At 67.5% G+C, this 18,911-nt stretch carries 17 protein-coding genes; 7 read left to right on the top strand and 10 right to left on the bottom strand.

Annotated features, from left to right (window positions below):
- Window positions 1–28 precede the first annotated feature (28 nt).
- The 4 genes from ACSQ2B_RS09110 (at window position 29) to ACSQ2B_RS09095 (ending at window position 4,807) form a co-directional block, all read left to right on the top strand.
- A complete protein-coding gene (locus tag ACSQ2B_RS09110) occupies window positions 29–283 on the top strand; it encodes a family 1 glycosylhydrolase (protein ID WP_436049132.1) in 255 nt (84 codons plus the stop codon).
- Window positions 280–3,486, top strand: a complete 3,207-nt coding sequence (locus tag ACSQ2B_RS09105; protein WP_436049131.1) for a family 78 glycoside hydrolase catalytic domain — start codon at window positions 280–282, stop codon at window positions 3,484–3,486. The genes ACSQ2B_RS09110 and ACSQ2B_RS09105 overlap by 4 nt, the downstream gene beginning before the upstream one ends.
- 568 nt (window positions 3,487–4,054) lie before the next feature.
- Window positions 4,055–4,480, top strand: a complete 426-nt coding sequence (gene tnpA, locus ACSQ2B_RS09100) for an IS66-like element accessory protein TnpA (protein ID WP_436049130.1) — start codon at window positions 4,055–4,057, stop codon at window positions 4,478–4,480.
- 48 nt (window positions 4,481–4,528) lie between these two features.
- Window positions 4,529–4,807, top strand: coding sequence for a DUF6429 family protein (locus tag ACSQ2B_RS09095; protein ID WP_436047505.1), 279 nt, complete (start codon window positions 4,529–4,531; stop codon window positions 4,805–4,807).
- On the opposite strand, the gene tnpC is transcribed toward ACSQ2B_RS09095, so the two are convergent.
- The 3 genes from tnpC to tnpA (ACSQ2B_RS09080) all read right to left on the bottom strand — a co-directional run bounded on the left by tnpC (window position 4,762) and on the right by tnpA (ACSQ2B_RS09080) (window position 7,272).
- A complete protein-coding gene (gene tnpC, locus ACSQ2B_RS09090) occupies window positions 4,762–6,354 on the bottom strand; it encodes an IS66 family transposase (protein WP_436047503.1) in 1,593 nt (530 codons plus the stop codon). The two genes, ACSQ2B_RS09095 and tnpC, sit on opposite strands and share 46 nt — an antisense overlap.
- 91 nt (window positions 6,355–6,445) lie before the next feature.
- The gene (gene tnpB / locus ACSQ2B_RS09085; RefSeq protein ID WP_436047501.1) at window positions 6,446–6,811 is read right to left on the bottom strand and encodes an IS66 family insertion sequence element accessory protein TnpB; all 366 of its coding nucleotides are present in this window, start codon (window positions 6,809–6,811) and stop codon (window positions 6,446–6,448) included.
- Window positions 6,808–7,272, bottom strand: coding sequence for an IS66-like element accessory protein TnpA (tnpA, locus tag ACSQ2B_RS09080; protein ID WP_436047500.1), 465 nt, complete (start codon window positions 7,270–7,272; stop codon window positions 6,808–6,810). The genes tnpB and tnpA (ACSQ2B_RS09080) overlap by 4 nt, the downstream gene beginning before the upstream one ends.
- A 57-nt stretch (window positions 7,273–7,329) precedes the next feature.
- Between tnpA (ACSQ2B_RS09080) and virB11 the strand changes: the two genes are divergently transcribed.
- Together virB11 and ACSQ2B_RS09070 are read left to right on the top strand one after the other, a co-directional pair.
- Window positions 7,330–8,268, top strand: a complete 939-nt coding sequence (gene virB11 / locus ACSQ2B_RS09075) for a P-type DNA transfer ATPase VirB11 (RefSeq protein WP_436049129.1) — start codon at window positions 7,330–7,332, stop codon at window positions 8,266–8,268.
- Window positions 8,269–8,540: 272 nt separating this feature from the next.
- Entirely contained in the window at window positions 8,541–10,304 is a 1,764-nt protein-coding gene (locus ACSQ2B_RS09070; protein ID WP_436049128.1) for a PAS domain-containing protein, read from the top strand.
- Here ACSQ2B_RS09070 and ACSQ2B_RS09065 read toward each other — a convergent pair.
- From ACSQ2B_RS09065 to ACSQ2B_RS09050, 4 genes are read right to left on the bottom strand one after another with little or no spacing between them, the layout of a single operon-like run.
- A complete protein-coding gene (locus tag ACSQ2B_RS09065) occupies window positions 10,279–11,412 on the bottom strand; it encodes a ThuA domain-containing protein (RefSeq protein WP_436049127.1) in 1,134 nt (377 codons plus the stop codon). The genes ACSQ2B_RS09070 and ACSQ2B_RS09065 overlap by 26 nt on opposite strands.
- A gap of 16 nt (window positions 11,413–11,428) precedes the next feature.
- The gene (locus ACSQ2B_RS09060; protein WP_436049126.1) at window positions 11,429–12,127 is read right to left on the bottom strand and encodes a TetR/AcrR family transcriptional regulator; all 699 of its coding nucleotides are present in this window, start codon (window positions 12,125–12,127) and stop codon (window positions 11,429–11,431) included.
- Window positions 12,128–12,140: 13 nt separating this feature from the next.
- Window positions 12,141–13,826: a GMC oxidoreductase gene (locus tag ACSQ2B_RS09055; RefSeq protein ID WP_436049125.1), complete on the bottom strand. Its 1,686-nt coding sequence runs from the start codon at window positions 13,824–13,826 to the stop codon at window positions 12,141–12,143.
- 12 nt (window positions 13,827–13,838) lie between these two features.
- Window positions 13,839–14,528, bottom strand: coding sequence for a gluconate 2-dehydrogenase subunit 3 family protein (locus ACSQ2B_RS09050; RefSeq protein WP_436049124.1), 690 nt, complete (start codon window positions 14,526–14,528; stop codon window positions 13,839–13,841).
- Window positions 14,529–14,695: 167 nt separating this feature from the next.
- Here ACSQ2B_RS09050 and ACSQ2B_RS09045 point away from each other — a divergent pair, with 167 nt between their 5' ends.
- Complete coding sequence (locus ACSQ2B_RS09045; RefSeq protein WP_436049123.1) at window positions 14,696–15,664, top strand: sugar phosphate isomerase/epimerase family protein; 969 nt, start codon at window positions 14,696–14,698, stop codon at window positions 15,662–15,664.
- A 6-nt stretch (window positions 15,665–15,670) separates the two neighbouring features.
- Here ACSQ2B_RS09045 and ACSQ2B_RS09040 read toward each other — a convergent pair whose 3' ends face one another.
- From ACSQ2B_RS09040 to ACSQ2B_RS09030, 3 genes are read right to left on the bottom strand one after another with little or no spacing between them, the layout of a single operon-like run.
- Window positions 15,671–16,528, bottom strand: coding sequence for a sugar phosphate isomerase/epimerase family protein (locus ACSQ2B_RS09040; RefSeq protein ID WP_436049122.1), 858 nt, complete (start codon window positions 16,526–16,528; stop codon window positions 15,671–15,673).
- A 3-nt stretch (window positions 16,529–16,531) separates the two neighbouring features.
- Window positions 16,532–17,821 carry an MFS transporter gene (locus ACSQ2B_RS09035; protein ID WP_436049121.1) on the bottom strand — a complete coding sequence of 430 codons (1,290 nt, stop codon included), beginning with the start codon at window positions 17,819–17,821 and terminating at the stop codon, window positions 16,532–16,534.
- A gap of 26 nt (window positions 17,822–17,847) precedes the next feature.
- The gene (locus ACSQ2B_RS09030) at window positions 17,848–18,900 is read right to left on the bottom strand and encodes a sugar phosphate isomerase/epimerase family protein (RefSeq protein WP_436049120.1); all 1,053 of its coding nucleotides are present in this window, start codon (window positions 18,898–18,900) and stop codon (window positions 17,848–17,850) included.
- Window positions 18,901–18,911 lie beyond the last annotated feature (11 nt).

Genomic DNA, 18,911 nt, shown 5'->3' with positions numbered 1-18,911 from the left:
TCGACGCTGAAGCGCCATTGGAGAGATTATGCTTACGCGACGCGCACTTGCAGCTTCGGTCGGCGCGAGCGTCGGCGCCTGCGCTACGCTCAGCCCGAGCGCCTCTGCAGCCGCGGCCAAGCCGCGCGACTTGAGCTTCCCGGCGGGTTTTCGCTGGGGGTGCGCCACCGCCGCCTATCAGATCGAGGGTGCGGCACGTACGCTAGCGCCCCGTGATCTTGCGAGCCTGGGCGCCCCACCCGGGTTTGCGGCTCGGAGCGACGGAGTGGGGGGAATGACATGAAGCGCGGTGTTGATCGCCGGACTTTCACCGGCGGCGCAGCGATCATCCTCGGCGCATTGCAGGCCGGACGCGCTGACGCGGCGCTCGTGACGACCCAGGTGTCAGATCTGCAGGTCGAAAACCTCCCGCGGCCGATCGGCCTTGAAGCTCTGCGCCCGAGGCTCTCGTGGCGGCTCCGTTCTGAGCAGCAGAACGTGCGGCAGAGCGCCTACCGGATTCTGGTGGGACCCGACGCCGAGTCTCTGAGGAGCGGGCGCAATCTCCTGTGGGACAGCGGCCGTGTCGCCTCCGCGGCGTGTTTCGGTATCGCCTATGGCGGCGCAGACCTGCGCTCGAGGCAGGGGTGCTGGTGGACTGTCCAGGTGTGGGACGACCACGGTCGCCAACTTGAGCGCCCGGACCCAGGCTATTGGGAGATGGGCCTCCTGCAGCCCCAGGACTGGACCGGCGGCTGGCTGGCAGCCGAGCGGCGCTACGATGCGGACAACCGCGCGGCCAATCCAGCCTGGATCTGGGACGCCGCCCCGCTCACCGCTGAGCCGAGACGCTTCGGCCGGAAGTTCACGCTCAGCAGGCCGGCGACTGAGGCCCGTGTCATCGTCGCCGTACGCGACGAACTCGACAGCGTCGAGGTCGACGGACGTGCGGTCAATCTACCGCCAGTATCCAAGCTGCGCTGGGGGCGTTACCCCGCCGTCGACCTGGATCTTGGCTCGCTTGCGGCGGGTGACCACGAGCTCGTCTTGCAGGCGCACTCGGTCTTGGAGAAGACACCCGACAAAGCGCCCGCGGCAGGCGCCGTCGCCGCCCTGCTGATCATACGAACGGATGACGGAGCCGAGCTGCGCATTCCAACCGACACCCGTTGGCGTAGCGCTGGAGCCTCAGGAGTCGATCGGCCAGCGGTCCTGGCGAGCACCCTTCGCGCGGACTTCCCATGGCCGGCCACACCGGCGGTCTTCATGCGCCGCGAATTCACCGCCGCCCGGCCGGTGCGTCGCGCACGTCTCTACGTCACGGCGCTGGGCGCCTACGAAGCCTTCCTGAACGGCCAGCGGATCGGCGATGCTCACCTCGCGCCGGAGACTGAAGACTTCCGCAAGCGCGTGCTCTACCGCGTATACGACGTCACGGAGCACGTGCGCCCCGGCGCGAACGCCCTGGGCGCTCTGGTGGGGGATGGCTGGTACGCAAGCGCCATCGCACCGGTGGGTCGCTACGCCTTTGGGCCGGCGCCGCGCCGCATTCTGGCGCAACTCGAACTTCAGTATGCCGACGGCGGCCAGGACGTGGTGGCGACCGGCCCTGGGTGGCGGACCGCCCCCTCGCCGATCCTCCGGTCGGAAATCTACAACGGCGAGTTCTACGACGCCCGGCGTGAGCTCGGCGACTGGTCCTCTCCAGGTTTCGATGATCGCGCCTGGACGGAGGCCGCCGCGGCGGAGCGGCCAGAGGCCGTGCTCACAGCGCACGTCGCACCGCCCATCCGGGTTACCGAGACGCTTAAGCCCGTTCGCATCACAAAGCCGCGTGGAGACGTCTTCGTCGTCGACTTCGGGCAGAACTTCGCGGGCGTGTGTCGTCTCAAAGTGAAAGGCGCGGCAGGGTCCCGCGTCGAATTGCGGTTCGCGGAGATCCTCGCGCCAGACGGGCTCGTGAATCAAACCAACCTCCGCGGTGCGGCGGCGACGGACACCTACGTCCTCAGGGGCGATGCTGCAGGCGAAAGCTATCAGCCGCATCTCACCTATCATGGCTTCCGCTACGTCGAAGTGCGCGGCTACCCCGGCGAACTGAAGGCGGACGCCATCACTGGGCTAGTCATGCATTCGGACCTTCCGGTGACCGGACGGCTCCGCCTGGGTCATCCGCTGGTCCAGCAGCTCTGGCGCAACACGGTCTGGAGCCAACGTTCGAACTTTTTCGCCGTGCCGACCGACTGTCCACAGCGGGATGAACGGCTGGGCTGGATGGGTGACGCCAACGTGTTCTGGGACGCCGCGGCGTTCAACATGGACGTCTACGCCTTCACGCAACGGTTCTGCAGAGACATCCGCGACGCTCAGCAGCCGAACGGGGCCTTCCCTGACTTCGCGCCGGCCGCTGCGCAGCTGACGAGCGAACCTGCGCCGGGCTGGGCCGACGCTGGAGTCGTGCTCCCTTGGACGGCCTGGTGGCGCTCGGGGAACCCCTCGATCATCGATGAGAACTGGTCAGCGATCGAACGATACCTCGGATTTATCGAGACGAAGAACCCCGATCACCTCTGGCGGAAGGCGCGGGGGTCCGACTATGGCGACTGGCTAGCGCTCGACGCGAAAGAACCTGGCGATCCCACGACGCCGAAGGACCTGGTCGCGACGGCGTGCTGGGCTCGATCGATCGAGCTCGCGGCCCAGATGGCCGAAGTGACAGCGCGGCCGATCCAGGCCGACCGCTTGCGGACGCTCCACGCCAAGATCGTCGACGCGTTCCGTGTCGCCTACGTCCAGCCTGGCGGGGGCGTCGGAAACGGCAGCCAGACCGGCTACATCCTGGCGCTACGCCACAACCTGCTGCCGGATGAGCTGCGCGCGCCCGCTTTCCAGCGCCTCACGGCCGACATTGAGCGCCGTGGTCGGCTGCTTTCCACAGGCTTCCTTGGCACGCCCAACAGCCTCGACGTGCTCGCTGACGGCGGTCGCGCCGACCTCGTCTACGACCTGCTGCTTCGAACCGAATATCCGTCCTGGGGCTACATGGTTCGCAAGGGCGCCACGACCATTTGGGAGCGCTGGAACGGGGACACTGGCGACGTGGCCATGAACTCCTTCAATCACTATGCGCTCGGCGCCGTGAGCGGGTTCCTTTTCCGCCGACTGGCCGGGATCGAAGCGATAGAGCCTGGCTTCAAATCATTCCGTGTCCGCCCTGTTCTCGACCGACGCCTGACCAGCGGCGGAGCCGACTATCTCTCCGCCGTCGGACAGATCTCGACCAGTTGGATCCTGCGGCCCACCGGCGGGCTGGACATGGACGTGCTTGTGCCGCCGAACGCCTCCGCGGAGGTGCACCTGCCGCTGGCCCAAGGCGTTCGATATACGGAAGGGGGGCGCCCCATTGAGGGACGCTCCGACATGATGGTCCGACGGACGGCTGACGCGTACGTCGTGCGAACTGGCGCGGGCCGACGCCGCTTCGTCGCCATGCATAGGCTTAACTAGCGAGCCGCTCGATCATTCATCACCACATGGACGGCGTTTGGCTCGCTAGCGAAGCTGTCGATGCGCACGGCGTTGCGAGCGCCAATGCCTCAGTGACCGGCGAGAAGACAATAATCGTACTCAATTGAGGGGGGCAGTTTCAGTGCACCAATCACTTTCTGTGTCCGGCCGAGCTAGGCTGCGCACATCCCGGGCGCTGCGCGTGCGCAGTTCGTTCCTCGGCCTTAGCTGCCTGGCAACGATCTCCGCCTTTGCAAGTGTCGGCGGTTTCAGCACGCCCGTGACGGCGAAACCGGCTCCGGCGGCGGCGATGGACGAGGCGAGTCTCCCGCCATCTCTCCGGCCGGACACCTATCGGCTGTGGCCGGGGCGAGCTCCTGGGGCGACGAGTGATTCCGTTGCTGAAACGCCACTGATAACGGTCTATCGACCGCAGACCGGCCGCGCCAACGGCAGCGCCGTGATCGTAGCCCCGGGCGGCGGCTACATCGTAAGCGCTGTTCTGACCCCACCTTCCGCTGACGCTGCGGGCCGGTGAAGGTGACGATCCCCTTGGGCGGATCGTTTCATGTCTGGATTTGACCCTACGCTTGACCCTAAGCCGGTGCAGGTACGCCGGCTGGAGGTGCTGACGGGCGTGGGCGGCCGGCGGCGCTGGTCGCCGGACGACAAGGCGCGGATCGTCGAGGAGAGCCTGGCGCCGGGTGCGACGGTGTCGGAGGTGGCGCGTCGCCATGACATCCGCCCGCAGCAACTCTTCGGATGGCGTCGCGGGATGCGGATCCCTGAGCCTGAGCCCCCGATGAGCTTTGTGCCGGCGCTGGTCGAGGCTCCTCAGAAGTCGGAGCGCACGCGTCCGAAACCGGTGCGCGCCGGACGCGGTGACATCGAGTTGGAGATCGACGGTGTGGTGGTCCGCGTCTGTCGCGGCGCGGAGGCCAAGACCGTGGCGGCGGTGATCAAGGCGGTAAGCGGCGCGCCGAGACCACGGTGATCGTCGGTCTGCCCGATCGGACGTAGGGTATGGGGGGCGGAGGCCTCCATGCATCCAGAGCCAGCGATAGACTCCGATCGGATCGACGACGCCGTGCTGGCGCTGCTTTTCTTGGGGCTGTGCGAGCGAGATCGGTTTACGGGCGCGGCGCGCGCCTGGAAGACGTTTGATTGGGGCGCGATGGACCGGCTCTATGAGAAGGGGCTCATTGATAGCCCGCGGGGCAAGGCCAAGTCGGTGTGGTTCACGGACGAGGGCCTCAAGCGGGCCGAGGCGCTGTTCTACAAGCTCTTCGCGAGAGCCGAGGCGCCGGCGTCCGAGGCGTAGGCCCACGGCAGCAGCTCGTCGAGACGGCTCTGCAGATGGCCGTTGATCAGCTTGGTGATGACGTCTTCGAGATAGGCCTGAGGCTCGACGCTGATGAGCTTGCAGGTGGCGATCAGCGACGCCAGCACCGCCCAGTGTTCAGCTCCGCCTTCGCTGCCCGCGAAGAGGCTATTTTTCCGCGTCAGAGCCAGCGGTCGGATCGCGCGTTCGACGGTGTTGGTGTCCAGCTCGATGCGGCCGTCGTCGACGAAGCGGGTCAGCCCGTCCCAGTGGGTCAGGACGTAGCGGATGGCCTTGGCGAGATCGCCCTTCTGGCTGATCAGTTCGAGGCGAGCGCTCAGCCAGGTCTTCAGGTCGGCCAGGATCGGCGCGCTCTTCTCCTGACGCACGGCGCGGCGTTCTTCCGCCGATCGGCCGCGGATCTCGGCCTCGACGGCGTAGAGCTGTTGGATGCGGGCGATGGTCTCGGCGGCGATGGGCGTCTTCGCCGGGCTCTTCTCATCGAGCAGCTTGTGGAAGTAGCGGCGGGTGTGGACCCAGCAGAAGGCGAGCTCGACAGCTCCCTGCTTGGCCAGGGCCTTGTAGGCGCTGTAGCCGTCGGTCTGCAGGACGCCGCGGTAGCCAGCCAGATGTTTCGCCGGCGACGAGGTCGCCCGGTCACCGGCGTAGACGAAGGCCACGCCCGGCGGCGCGGGCCCACCCCACGGGCGGTCGTCGCGAGCGTAGGCCCACAGCTGTCCGAGTTTGGTTCGGCCACGCCCAGGGTCCAGCACCGGCGCTCGGGTCTCGTCGGCGAAGAGCTTTCCCGAGCTCTTCAGCTTTTCCAGCATCCGTGCGTGCAACGGCTTCAGCAGCTCGGCGGCGGTCCCGGTCCAGTGCGCCAGGGTCGAGCGGTCGAGCACGACGCCGCGGCGGGCGTACATCTGCGCCTGACGATACAGCGGGGTGTGGTCGGCGTACTTGGCGACGACGACGTGGGCGATAGTGGCTTCCGTCGGCAGCCCGCCCTCGATCAGACGCGTCGGCGCGGGGGCCTGCACCACCACTTCCTCGCAGCTCCGGCAGCCGTACTTGGGCCGGCGGATCACCAGGGCCCGGAAGGTCGCCGGGATCACGTCCAGCCGCTCAGCCACGTCCTCGCCGATCCGGTGCAGGGCGCCGGCGCAGCACGGACAGGTCTTGTCCTCGATGTCGATCAGTTGTTCGACGCGCGGCAGGTGAGCCGGCAGGGATCCGCGGTTGGCCCGCCGCTTGGCGGCGCTCGCCGCCTTCTCGGCCGGTGACGACAGACGCAGCTCAGCGCCGGCCAGCTCCTGCTCGAGCTCCTCCAGCGCCAGCGCGAGCTGATCGGGATCAAGCTTCTCCGAGCGAGCCCCGAAGGTGGTGCGCTGGAGGTCCCGGATGATCCGGCTCAGTCGCGCGATCAGGTCGTGGTCGGCGGCGCGGGCGTCCTCATGGGCGGCGATCTTGCGGTCACGCTCCGCGAGCTCGGCGGCGTGGCGCGCGCGCTCCGCCTGGAGCAGTTCCCAGAGGGCCTCAGCGTCCATGTCGCGCGGCGTTTCCACGAGGCCAAGCAGACCATATTCCGAGGCCGTTGAGGCGCCCCCACGTGCGCCCTGAGTCATCTCGCCGCAGTGATCAGGACACCTCCTGCGGCGCCCGTGTCCGCCGCGGCGCCATCACCCGCGTCCACTCCATTCCGGCAACGAGGGCGGACAGCTGCACCGCGCTCAGCCGCATGACGCCGTCGGTGATCTGCGGCCACCGGAAGCCGCCTTGTTCCAGGCGTTTGGCGTAGAGCACCAGGCCGGATCCGTCCCAGTAGAGCAGCTTGATCCGATCGGCCCGTTTCGCTCGGAAGACGTAGATCACGCCCGAGTACGGATCGGCCTTCAGATCCTCCTTCACGGCCCGCGCCAAGCCATCCATGCCGCGCCGGAAGTCCACCGGTCTGGTCGCCACCAGCACCTTCACGCCCGCTGGCGGCCCCGATCCCGGGATCACTGGCCGGCCTTCAGCGCCTGGATCACTGCCGCGATCGTCTTGGCCTCCGCTCCGCGGTCGATCCGCACCACCACGCCGTCGATCTCAATTTCGATGCCGCCGCCCGCCCGCGGTTTGCGGCGCTTCTTCGGGGTGGGCGCCGCCGGCGCTTCCGGCTCGACCACCACGGACACGAACGCCGGCGCCGGCGCCGGCTGGCCGGCCTTGCGCGCTTCGCGCAGCCAGCCGAACACCTGCTGGGGCCGCAGATCGTGGCGGCGCGCGACCTCCGACACCGTCGCGCCGGGCGCCAGCGCCTCCAACATGATCTCGGCCTTCGCGTCGACCGACCACTTCCGCCGCCCGCCGATGCCTGTGATCACCTCCAGCCGTCGGACCACGGTCGGCTTGGGTTCGTGCGTAAGGTCGTGCGTAGGGTCAAAACTAGACATGCGGATCTCGTCCCCGAGCGAGATCGCCATTGTCATTGCTTCGATTCAGGCCTGGAAGGTGCCCTCGGAGCGCCGCTTACGGAGGACGTGACCGACCTCTACATCAACGGGCCGGGCGTCTTTTGGGTGGAGAGTCTGGGAGGGGGCATCGAGCGGCACGAGATGGCCGCCCTCACCGGCGAAATGCTTGCAAGGCTGGCCCGACAGATCGCCGCCTTCTCGAGCCAGGGCATCAGCCGCGAGCATCCGATTTTGTCGGCTACGCTGCCAAACGGCGCACGGGTCCAGATCGTCGCGCCGCCGGCGACGCGCGGGGAGCTCGCGATCGCCATCCGCAAGCACGCCTCCGCAGGCCTTACTCTCAAGGATCTCGTCGATCGCGGATCCTTCGCCGCGGTGAACGCGCCCGCCGAAACGCCGCCCCCAGCCCACCGGTCTGTCGCCGGCGATTCCGGCGGCCATGCCGCGTCGCTCGCGGCCGCAGTCCACCAGCGCAAGAACATTCTGATCTCCGGCGGCACGTCCACGGGTAAGACGACCTTGCTCAACGCGCTGATGAAGGAGATCCCAGCCGAAGAACGGCTAATCCTAATCGAGGACGCGCCGGAGCTCGAACTCACTCATGAGAATGCCGTCGGGCTGCTCGCGGCGCGCAGTTCCCTTCGGGAGGCGGCGGTCACGACCGACGATCTGCTCAACGCAGCACTCCGCATGAGGCCCGATCGCATCATCCTCGGGGAAATACGCGGCGGGGAAGCCTTCACCTTCCTGCGGGCCATCAACACCGGCCACCCCGGCTCGCTCACCACGATCCATGCGGACTCCCCCGAACGCGCCGTCGAGCAACTCGCCCTTCTGGTCCTGCAGTCGGGCGCGCGGCTGAGCTGGGAGGACGTGGTCCGTTACGTTCGTTCGACAGTTGACCTTTACGTCCAGGTGACCCGCTTCGCCGGCAAGAGGCGCATCTCGGTACTCGCCCCCAAACTACTTCCTGACGCGCGATGTCCGCGTGTCAGCGAACCTTGAAGGCCGATCCGCTGTTCGGCAGCGGCAAATGTGGAGCGGAAGACCACGATGGCAGAGCTGGACCCACCTGATCCAAGCGCCAGCGTGGTGATTTGCACTTGGAGACGATCGCGGCAGTGGGGAACTCCTCCTATCGTTGGCTCCGCCCCGTGGTCGGCGGCTATCGCGAAAGGGGGAGAGCCGCCCATCAGCGAGATTGGCTCGCGGTGATTGATATGCGACCATTTCTAGTAACCTCGATACACGCGCGATGCGACACGTAAGAGACACTGATGAGTTGTTGGGGGCAGAGCCAAGTACTGGCGGAACCGCTGCTCCGGACCATGTTCGAGAGCAGCCCCGAGGGCGTGCTGGTTCTGGAGATCGATGGAACAGTGCGGTTTGCCAACTCGAGCGCGGCGGCAATGCTGGGCGCCCGCGAACCGGGCGCTCTCGTTGGCGCGCCATGGCGCTCGCTATGGCCCGAGCTAAGCCGCCCCGCGGTCGAGGCCCATGTCGAGGCTGCGGCGCATGGTGAGGCCCGCCACTTCGCCGCCTCGCCGGCGGCCGGCGCCCGCCCAAAGCTGGAGGCAATCATCTCGCCAATGTGCAATGAGGCCGGCCAGTCTGTAGCCCTGTTCGTCAGCTTGAGGGACGTCAGCGACATCGAGGCGGCGCGCCTGGCCGCGGAGGCGCGCGAGCGCGTAGCGAGCGAGGAGGCTTCGGCGTTGCGCGCGCTGGCGGCGTTGGTCTCGCTCAGCAGTTGGGAGACGGATTTTCGCCGCGACACCGTGCGGATATCGAACGCCAAGGGCCTACAGGAACTCTCCATAGAGCAAGCCGTGGGCGCATACGATCCTGAGACGGCGGCGCGGTTCCGCGCGATTACGGACCGCGTGCGCGTTTGCGGCGAGCCGTACAAAGGCGAGGCGCCATACGCGCGTCTTGATGGCGCGAGAGGCTGGTTGCGGGAATTCGTCCAGCCGATTTTAGAGGACGGTGTGTGCGTCGGTATTCGCGGGGCCGCGATGGACATCTCCGAGGAGGTCTCCGCCCGCGAGGCCATCCAACGGGCCGAGAGGCGGCTAGCCGTCGCCGCCGAGCTCGCGGGGATGGAGGTCTATGAGCTCGATTACGAGACGCAGACGCTGATTAAGGGGGGCTCCGCGGCGTCCATCCTCGGCGGTCCGCTGCGTCCGGAGACCTTCTCGTCACCGCCTATCGGCCAGGTGGCTCCGCAGGATCGCGCGCGGGTGCAGAAGGAATGGGCCTCGTCCCAGGAAGCCGGCTCGCCCTTCCGTTCCGAATTCCGCATGCATCGCAACGACGGCCAGGAGATTTGGGTCTATTGCGTCGCCGAGATGGTGACCCAGGGAGGGCAGCCCAAACGGCTACTCGCCGCCATCATGGACATAACTGAGCGCAAGCGCAGCGAGCTGACGCTCCGCGACACCATGAGGCGGATGGCGGAGCACGAAGCTCATCAGAAGCTGCTGCTCGACGAGCTCAACCATCGTGTGAAGAACACATTGGCCGCCGTCCAGTCGATGGCCAGGCAGACACTCGCCGGCGTGTGCTTTGACGAGCCGCGCGATCTCTTTCTTGAGCGGCTGCTGGCGCTCTCGGCGACCCACGACCTGCTCGTGCGGCACGCCTGGGAGAGCGCCTCGTTCCATGAAGTCGCCGATGCAGTGCTCAAACCCTATGGGCGTCCCTACTCTTACGAAGGCTCGGACCTCCAACTCGACCCCAACCACGCCGTAAGTCTCGGGATGGCGCTGCACGAGCTGGCCACCAATGCCCATAAGCACGGCGCCTGGCGCGAGGCCGGCAGGGTGAAGCTCACAACAGAGGTTGGCGAGGGCCACGTACGCATCGTGTGGTCCGAAAGCGGCGGTCCCCCGGTGCTGTCCCCGACGCGGCGCGGCTTCGGCTCGCGTCTGCTGCAGCGAGGCGTAGCGGGCGAGCTTGGGGCCAAGGTGGCCTTGGACTTCGCCGCTGACGGCCTCGTCTGCACAATTCAAGCGCCCCTCAGCGCGCGGTTGCGGGTTGCCTAGCGGCGCGCGCGGGGGGGCAGGCTTTGCGGTCAAGGGCCGTCCAGTCGAGGGCCGCGTCGAGCAGCGCAAGATGCTGGGGGGCGGCGTAAACTTCCGGCCGGTGGCCGATGGCGGAATAGAAGGCGCGGCCTTTGCCTATGCAATTGGTCCAAGCGATCGGGTGGTCGCCCATCCGCAGATCCTGGCCCATGCCCTCGGGCTTGTAGCTGGACTCGTCCAGCCGCAGGATCACGTGCGCGCCGGCCGCTCGCGGATTGGTGCGGAACGAATACCACTCATCGTTCATCACCCAATCCGACGGGAGCTTGGCGGCGATCGGATGGCTGCGGTCCTCCACCACCACCCGGGCGTCCTGGAACTGCGGGCCCATGGGATGTCCCTTGAACCGGGCGCCGATCAGCGTGTCGGCGTACCAATCCCAGAAGTACACCGGGTCACCGGCCGAACCGTGCACGGCGAGGAAGCCGCCGCCGTTCTCGATGTAGCTCTTCAGGGCTTTCCGCTGCGCCAGGGTCAGGACGTCGCCGCTGACGTTGTTCCAGATCACCGCGTCGAACTGGCGGAGCGTCTCCGGCCGGATGGCGCCACCTTTGTCGGTGGAGACGATGGTCCACCCTTTCTGCTCGGCGAGCTTCTCGAACGCCGCGCGGGCGGCGTTCACCGAGGGGCCGTCGCGGAAACCGTTGATCTTGTCGAACAGCAACACGGCGGGCATGCCCTTCGGGACCGAGAAGCTCACCGGATCGTCGTCATAGCGGGCGCAGCGCGCGGCCCGGTCGGCATCGGTGATGGGAATCGCCCGTAGCTCGGCGTCGATCGCCGGCAGCGCCTCCAGCTTCAGGCCGGTCAAGCCGCTGGCCCCCTTGAGCGTCAGGATGGCCGCGAACGTCGGCGGCTCGGTTCCAGCGAAGCCGGGCGGCAGCTTGTCGAGACGTCCCGGCGCGGCTTTCGCCAGCACCGCCTTGGCCGACGGGCTGAGCAGCAGGTCGACCAGTGGGGACTCAATGGAGAATGGCGCATCCCGAAGGGGGCAGTCGCTCACCGTCCGCGCCGCCGCCGGCCCGGCCACCACGGCCATCGCCGCCGCCGCAATTGCAATTGATCTCATTGGATTTCCGCTTGGATTAGGGGGAGTTGGTATCCAGACGCGTCCGATCGTGGATCCACGCCATGACGACGGCGATCACGCCGTCGCTGAAGGTCGCCGCGCGCTCGGCGTCAAACGTTTGCAATGAGGCCTGGGTGCGCAGCCAGCCGCCGATCGCGTGCAGGAAGAGGTTGGCGACGAAATCCCAGTCGACGTCCTGGTGCGCGGGCGAGGCGGCTGCGGCCATGTTGTCCGCCAGCAGTCGCAGGTATCCTACCGCCCCGTCCTCGTTCCACAGCCGGGGGAGCTCGGGGAAGGTCGCGGCGTTGGTCTCCACGAGTTGGAGGAGCCGCTGGTACTCCGGGTTCTGCGTCGTGCGGACCAGGGTTCGCGCATGGTGCCGCAGGCGGCCTTCCAGGTCGTTCGGGATGAGATGGTCGAAGGCCGCAGCCTGTTCTCCCAGGCGCTCACGCTGGCCCTGCAGGACCGACAGGAACAGGGCCTCCTTGTTCGGATAGCGCGCGTAGAGCGTGCCCTTCGAGACCTGTGCGGCGGCGGCGATGGCGTCCATGCTGGCGGCCTCGAAGCCGGCCGCCAGGAACACCTCCAGCGCGGCCGAACGGATGACCTGCTCGATGGCGGCGGCGCGCTCAGCGGTGGGCCGGCCGCGCGGACCCGGCTTCGCGCTGGCCGAAGCCGACGTTGCAACGCCTGCGCGGCCCCTGGTTCTGGCCATCGCCTGTCCTTGCTCAGATCTTGCCCGCGCGCAGGAACTCCGCGGCGTGGTGAGCCGCCCGCGCACTGAGCGCCATATAGGTCAACGAGGGATTCTGGCACCCGCTCGAAGCCATCGCCGAGCCGTCGGTGATAAACAGGTTTTCGACGTCGTGGGCCTGATTGTACCGGTTGAGCACCGACTTCGTCGGGTCCTTGCCCATGCAGGCCGTGCCCATCTCATGGATCCCCAGGCCAGGCGTTCCCGGGGTCGTCATAGTGTTGACGACCTCCCCGCCTGCGGCCTGGACCATGGCCTTTCCATCTTCGATGATCTGGACGGCCATCTTCTTCTCATTTTCGCCGATCGCGCATTCGATGTGAACGATCGGAACGCCCCACTTGTCGGTGCGGGTGGGATGCAGCGTGACGCGGTTCTCAGGGTTGGGCAGCATCTCGCCGAAGCCCGAGAAGTAGGCGAACCACGGGCCGAGTTTCCGCGTGCGGGCCTTTAACTCGGCGCCGACGCCCGGCTTGCCGAGCGCGGCGTTGCGCCAACCCATTCGCGACACTGACCCCTGGAAGCCGTAGCCGCGCAGGAAGTCCGCCGGTTCGCTGACGTTGCGATACCGGGGGATGTAGAGGCCAGTCGGCCGGCGGCCGTTGTAGTAGGTGTTCGGGCCGTTGGGCATCGTGCCCATCACGCTCAGGGCGTAGAGATGATCCATCAGGTTGCGCCCGACCATGCCCGAGGAGTTGGCGATCCCGTTCGGCTGGGCCTCCGATCTAGAGTTCAGCAGTATCTGCGCGGTGCCGATCGCCGAGGCGCAACCGAAGATGACCTTGCCCTCGTAGGTGCGGCCTTCCTTGGTGTTGGCGTCGATGACCCGGACGCCCGTCGCCTTCTTCGTCTTGGGATCGTAGATGATGCTGTGCACGATCGCGTCGGTGACGATCGTCAGGTTGCCGGTCCGCTCGGCGGCCGGCAGCGACGAGCTGAGGCTTGAGTGGTAGGCCCCGTAGGTGCAGCCGCGTTCGCAGAGCGAGCGGTTCTGGCAGCTTGAACGGCCAAGCTCCTCATGGTGCGGCTGGGCCTTGGAGAGGTTCGCCACCCGACCCGGGATCACGCGGCGTCCGGGAAAAGCCTTTTCGACGGCCTGTTTGAACTGCGCCTCGGCGTCGTTCATTGCGAACGGCGGCAGGAACTCGCCATCGGGGAGCTGCGGCAGCCCTTCTTTCGAGCCGGCGACGCCGATGAAACGCTCGACGTGATCATACCAGGGCGCGATGTCCGCATAGCGGATCGGCCAGTCGGAGCCGTGGCCGTCCTTGGCGTTGGCCTCGAAGTCCATCTCACTCAGGCGGTAGGACTGGCGGCCCCACATGATCGACCGGCCGCCGAGGTGGTAACCGCGGATCCAGGAGAAGGGCTTGTCCGCCGGAAAGCTGTAGGGGTGTTCGCTGTCCTTGACCCAGTACTGCTGCGTGGCCTCGGTGAACGCGTAGCACTTGCCCTGGATGGGGTAGTCGCGCGCCAGCTCCTCCTCGGGGACCAAGTTGGCGTTCGGCAGGTCCCACGGCTGCATCCAGTCCGTGTAGGAGGCGCCGTGCTCCAGCTTGCGTCCGCGCTCGAGCACGAGCGTCTTCAAGCCCCGCTCGCACAGTTCCTTGGCGGCGATGCCGCCGCTCATTCCAGAGCCGATAACGATCGCGTCGAACATGCTCAGGCGCCCTTAAAGAAATCCGGCGCCGCCAGAGGCGCGCGTTTCGGGAGTGACAGGAAGCGAGGGGCGCCATTCGCCGGGGGCGTGCTCGTAGACGAGCTCCTGGGTCAGGGCCGGCTCGGAGAAGTAGTAGAGGACGACGATCAGCTCTTTCAGCTTGGCGTAGCCGGGGCTCGCCACGGCGGGCCCAGCCATGAAACTCCGGCTCGCCGTCGACTCCTGCTTGAGCTTCCCGGTTTTGGGATCGCCGACCGACGGCGCCTCGGCCAGAGGGTTCTGGCCAAGGTCCTGGCGGGTCGGCTGCAGCGCCGCGGCGTCATGCGCCGAGAGGAACTCGTGACGCTCGTCGGGCGTCAGCGCGGCGAACGCCTTCCCGCGGCTCTGCCGAGCGCCGGTGTCGATGGCGTCCAGCGCGGCGATGATTTCGGCGCGGCGCGCGGGGGCCGCCCAGTTGCGCAGCAGGGCGTCGAACTGCGCCGGAACGCCGACGTCGACCGCACCGGCGGTATCGGTCTTGGGAACGATCGTGTCGGCGACCGCCGTCAGCAGGGCGTAGCGGGTCGGATTGAGCAGACGCTCACCCGCCTCGGGGGCTGCGGCCAGGGCTTCGGCGCCGGGTACGACCGCGGCGCCGGCGAGCAACAGAATCCTCTGCAACAACGCTCGCCGGTCCAGGCTCAGCACACCACTCACGGGCATCTCCTCTCCTCGCGTCCTCTGGGCCCACGGCCGCGACGGGACGCGTGCGGATAAAGGCACTAAGTCGTTCGATTAGACTTGTCGAGAGCCGGGCGGGCTGTTTATTCATAAAACAAATCATACCGGCGCAGGCGGGGCCTGTTCAGCCTCAGGGGGAAAACCGGCCGATGCCGCAGGAATTCAACCGCCGTTCACTGTTGGCCGCGATGGTCGCAGGAGGAGCCTTCGCCGTAGTGCAGACGCCGAGCGCCGCCGCCGAGCACAAGCCCTTCTTCGAACGCATCGGCCTTCCGGTCGGCTTGCAGATCTACACGCTCGGCGAGGAAGCCGCGCGCGACCTTGGCGCGACCTTCGCCAAGTGCGCCGCGATCGGCTATCGCGACATCGAGCTCCCGAGCCTCTACGGTCGCACGCCCGCGGCGGTCCGCCAGGCGGCCGATCAAGCGGGACTGATGATCAGCAGCCTGCACCTGGGCGTCAGCACACGGGGACCGGCGTCCGGCCTGTCGTTGACCAGCGCGCCGTCCGAGATCGCCGACAGCCTCGGCGTGCTCGGCGCCAAACGGGCGGTCCTGCCCATCATGCTGTTCCCGGAGAACATGAGACCGCAGCCCGGCGAGAGCGTCCAGGCCGCCATCGGCCGGGCCGTGGGCGCGGCGGGCGAGGACCTCTGGAAGCGCACCGCGGCGCTGTTGAATGAACGAGGGGCGGCGCTCAAGCCGCTGGGCGTCCAGCTCGGCTATCACAACCACAACGTCGAGTTCGCGCCGGTCGGCAAGACCAATGGCTGGGAAATCCTCGCCAAGGAAACCGACCCCGCCGTCGTCAGCTTCGAGATCGATGTGGGCTGGGTCGCGACGGCGGGTCTCGATCCGGCAGCCTTCCTCAAGCGGCACAGCGGCCGCGTCACACAGCTCCACGTCAAGGACGTCGCCGCGGGGAACAGCGTGAACTACGCCTTGTCCATGAAGCCGGCGGAGGTTGGAGCCGGCAAACTGGACTGGGCGCGCATCCTGCCCGCCGCCTATGACGCGGGCGTCCGCCATTTCTACGTCGAGCAGGAGCCGCCCTTCGCCATCCCGCGCATGGAGGCGGTCGCGCGCTCCTACGCCTATCTCAGCAAGCTTAAGGCCTGACCCGGATCAGGCCTGGTCCCAGCACTCGCGGATCAGGCCGAAACCCTCGGAGTAGACCTCCTCGGGATTGGCGAAGAAGTCGCGCCACACCCGGGTGGCCGCGGCCAGTTCCGGCACCCCGCGGCCGAACGCCTCGATCGTCAGCCAGCCGTCGTAACCCAGCCCCTTCAGCGCGGCGATTGTCTCGCGGATCTTCGCGTGCCCGCGCCCCGGCGTGCCCCGGTCGTTCTCGGAAATGTGGACGTGGGTCAGCGCGCCGGACGCGTGCAGGGCGCGGAGCGCCGCCACCGGATCCCGCTCTTCAATGTTGGCGTGGAAGGTGTCGTAGAGGATGCCGAAACCGGGCTGAGCCACGCGCGCGGCGTAGGCGATCGCCTGCTCGCAGGTGTTCAGCAGATGGGCCTCGAAGCGGTTCAGCGGCTCCAGCGCGCCGGTTAGCCCCGCCTGGAGGGCGAGCGGCGCGACCTTCCGATGCACCTCGGAACAATGCTCCAGTTCGCGTTCGCTCGGCTTTTCGCCGGTGAATACACCGAGGGGCTGGAACCACGGCCCGGCCAGCACCGTGCCGCCCAGGGCGGCGGAGCAGTCGATCACGCGTCGCAGATGGTCGACCGCAGCTTGCCGATGCGCGGCGTCGGACGAGATCGGGCTGTGCGCCTCATCCGGGATGATGGCGACGATCGTGCGCTCCAGGCCGATGTCGTCCAGGACGGCGCTCAGCCAGCGATAGTGCGCCTCGTCCGAGACGTCGAAAACCGGGACCTCGACGCCGTCGTAACCGGCCGCCTTCAGCGCGCTCAGGACGGGCACGTGCTCCTGCGCGACATGACCGGTCCACAGGAGCATGTTGATGCCGATCTTCATGGGTCAGCGCTTTCCTTTGCGTTCGGCGAGCCAGACCGCGCCGAAGATGAAGAACAGGACGGCCGGGACCAGGGCGATGACCTGGAACGACTGCTTGGCGGCGTAGGCGAGCACCTGCTGCAGTTCCGGCCCCGCCCGCAGCGCGGAGTATGCGGCTTCGCCGCCGGCCTTCTCGAGCTTCGCCGCGTCATAGATCTTGCCGATCTGCGGCAGCACGAAATAGATCGCCATCGCCCCGGCGAAGCCGACGATCCCGATGCTCCAGGGCCCGCCGCGTGGATAGCGGCGCGCGACGGCGGCCAGCATAGTCGGCCACATGAAGCAGACGCCGAACGCCCAGAGCGTCGCCGCCGCGATCGCCGCGAGCGGCGAGGCGGCGAAGCTCAACAGATAGAGCCCGATCCCCGCCGGGACGGTGCAAAGGCAGAGCAGCCCCATGTCGGAGAAGCGGTGCTCCAGCGCGCCGGCGAAGTGGCGCATGATGAACATGATCGCCGAGACGTAGATCAGCACGACGATGCCGGGCATGCCGACGGTCTGTGTCAGCGCCACGTCCACCCAGGATCCGGGCGCAAGCTCGGCCGAGGCGGTGAGGAACATGATCGCCGGGAAGATCCAGAAGCTCGGCCGCTTGAACGGCTCGGCCAGCATCTCCGTGAACGAGACGCCCAGAGTGGTGCTTTCGGTCTTGGGAAACCGCTGGCTCAGCGCCCAGAGCCCGAACAGCGCGCCAGGGATCGGGATCAGCGCGACCACCGCCTGCCATCCGAGATGGAGCTGCTGGAGGAACAGCAAGCTGGCAAGACCGCCGAGCACAATGCCGGCCGGCCACCAGGCGTGAAGGATGTTCAGCTCCTTGGTCTTCTCGTTGGGGTACAGGGCGGCGGTGACCGGATTGATGGAGGCCTCGGTCGCCCCCCAGCCGAAGCCGGAGATGACCATGCCGATGGTCAGCATGCCGTAGACGGCGTCGATGCCGCCCATATGCGGCGACAGCAGGATCAGAGCCGGGCCGACGATGTAGCAGGCCGAGGCGAAGAGGATGACGCGCTTGGCGCCGAACACGTCGAGCAGCGGCGAGATGACCAGCAGGCTGAGCGCGAAGCCCAGGAACGAATTGCCCAGCGCTACGGCGATCATCTCGCCCGAATGCTGCGGGACCGCCGGATCGAGCAAGGCCGCCTTGATCGCGCCCGAGGCGCCGGTCCGGATCGAGAAGGACAGCGCGGCGGTGAACAGCGCCAGCACGCAGATCCAGAAGATCGCTTTGCGATTATAGCTTTTGGTTTCCATGTCCCCCCCTGACGGCTTGGCGCCGCTCAGGCTTTGTTCAGGCCCAGCACGTCGTCGATCAGCCCCTTGTCGGCGCCCGCCCCGGCGAAGTCGTCGAAGGCGCGTTCGGCCCGGCGGATCATGTGGCGGGCGATGAAGGGCGCGCCTTCCGCGGCGCCCTGCTCGGGATGCTTCAGGCAGCATTCCCACTCGAGCACGGCCCAGCCGTCGTAGCCGTACTGGGTCAGCTTGGAGAAGATCGCGCCGAAATCGATCTGGCCGTCGCCCAGCGAGCGGAAGCGGCCCGGCCGATCGACCCAGCCGGCGTAGGAACCGTAGACTCCGGCCCGGCCGTTCGGGCGGAACTCGGCGTCCTTGACGTGAAAGGCCTTGATGCGCTCGTTGTAGATGTCGATGAAGGCCAGATAGTCGAGCTGCTGCAGCACGAAGTGCGATGGGTCGTAGAGAATGTTGGCCCGCGGGTGGCCGCCCACCTCCTCGAGAAAGCGTTCGAACGTCACCCCGTCGTGCAGGTCCTCGCCCGGGTGTAGCTCGTAACAGGCGTTGACGCCGTTCTCCTCGAACACGTCCAGGATCGGCCGCCACCGGCGGCCCAGCTCGGCGAAGCCCTCCTCGACCAGCCCTGCTGGACGCTGCGGCCAGGGGTAGACCATGTGCCACATGAGCGCGCCGGAGAAGGTCGCGTGACTGGTCACGCCGAAGCGCCGGCTGGCCCGCGCGGCGAGCTTCAGCTGCTCGACGGCCCATTGCTGGCGGGCCGGAGGATCGCCGTGCAACGCCGGCGGCGCGAAGCCGTCGAACAGCCGGTCATAGGCCGGGTGCGAGGCGACGAGCTGACCCTGCAGGTGGGTTGAAAGCTCGGTGACCTCGACGCCGTTGGCGGCGCAGACGCCCTTGATCTCGTCGACGTAGTCCTGGCTCTCCGCCGCCCTGGCGAGGTCGATCAGCCGGGGGTCCCACGTCGGAATCTGCACCCCCTTGTAGCCGTGCCCGGCCGCCCACCTGGTGATCGCGTCCAGCGAGTTGAACGGCGCCTCGTCGCCGGCGAACTGTGCGAGGAAGATGGCGGGACCCTTCATCTGAGTGCGTT

The sequence above is a fragment of the Phenylobacterium sp. LjRoot225 genome, from assembly GCF_964252855.1.
Classification (GTDB): Bacteria; Pseudomonadota; Alphaproteobacteria; order Caulobacterales; family Caulobacteraceae; genus Phenylobacterium.
The sequence above is the reverse complement of the archived record's forward strand: the minus strand, read 5'-3'. Positions and strand labels throughout refer to the sequence as shown.

What these genes read in the sequence shown, in the direction of transcription:
- ACSQ2B_RS09110 (WP_436049132.1), top strand. Translation starts at nt 29, where the DNA reads ATGCTTACGCGACGCGCACTTGCAGCTTCGGTCGGCGCGAGCGTCGGC.
- ACSQ2B_RS09105 (WP_436049131.1), top strand. Translation starts at nt 280, where the DNA reads ATGAAGCGCGGTGTTGATCGCCGGACTTTCACCGGCGGCGCAGCGATC.
- tnpA (WP_436049130.1), top strand. Translation starts at nt 4,055, where the DNA reads ATGTCTGGATTTGACCCTACGCTTGACCCTAAGCCGGTGCAGGTACGC.
- ACSQ2B_RS09095 (WP_436047505.1), top strand. Translation starts at nt 4,529, where the DNA reads ATGCATCCAGAGCCAGCGATAGACTCCGATCGGATCGACGACGCCGTG.
- tnpC (WP_436047503.1), bottom strand. Translation starts at nt 6,354, where the DNA reads ATGGACGCTGAGGCCCTCTGGGAACTGCTCCAGGCGGAGCGCGCGCGC.
- tnpA (WP_436047500.1), bottom strand. Translation starts at nt 7,272, where the DNA reads ATGGCGATCTCGCTCGGGGACGAGATCCGCATGTCTAGTTTTGACCCT.
- ACSQ2B_RS09070 (WP_436049128.1), top strand. Translation starts at nt 8,541, where the DNA reads ATGAGTTGTTGGGGGCAGAGCCAAGTACTGGCGGAACCGCTGCTCCGG.
- ACSQ2B_RS09065 (WP_436049127.1), bottom strand. Translation starts at nt 11,412, where the DNA reads ATGAGATCAATTGCAATTGCGGCGGCGGCGATGGCCGTGGTGGCCGGG.
- ACSQ2B_RS09060 (WP_436049126.1), bottom strand. Translation starts at nt 12,127, where the DNA reads ATGGCCAGAACCAGGGGCCGCGCAGGCGTTGCAACGTCGGCTTCGGCC.
- ACSQ2B_RS09055 (WP_436049125.1), bottom strand. Translation starts at nt 13,826, where the DNA reads ATGTTCGACGCGATCGTTATCGGCTCTGGAATGAGCGGCGGCATCGCC.
- ACSQ2B_RS09050 (WP_436049124.1), bottom strand. Translation starts at nt 14,528, where the DNA reads ATGCCCGTGAGTGGTGTGCTGAGCCTGGACCGGCGAGCGTTGTTGCAG.
- ACSQ2B_RS09045 (WP_436049123.1), top strand. Translation starts at nt 14,696, where the DNA reads ATGCCGCAGGAATTCAACCGCCGTTCACTGTTGGCCGCGATGGTCGCA.
- ACSQ2B_RS09040 (WP_436049122.1), bottom strand. Translation starts at nt 16,528, where the DNA reads ATGAAGATCGGCATCAACATGCTCCTGTGGACCGGTCATGTCGCGCAG.
- ACSQ2B_RS09035 (WP_436049121.1), bottom strand. Translation starts at nt 17,821, where the DNA reads ATGGAAACCAAAAGCTATAATCGCAAAGCGATCTTCTGGATCTGCGTG.
- ACSQ2B_RS09030 (WP_436049120.1), bottom strand. Translation starts at nt 18,900, where the DNA reads ATGAAGGGTCCCGCCATCTTCCTCGCACAGTTCGCCGGCGACGAGGCG.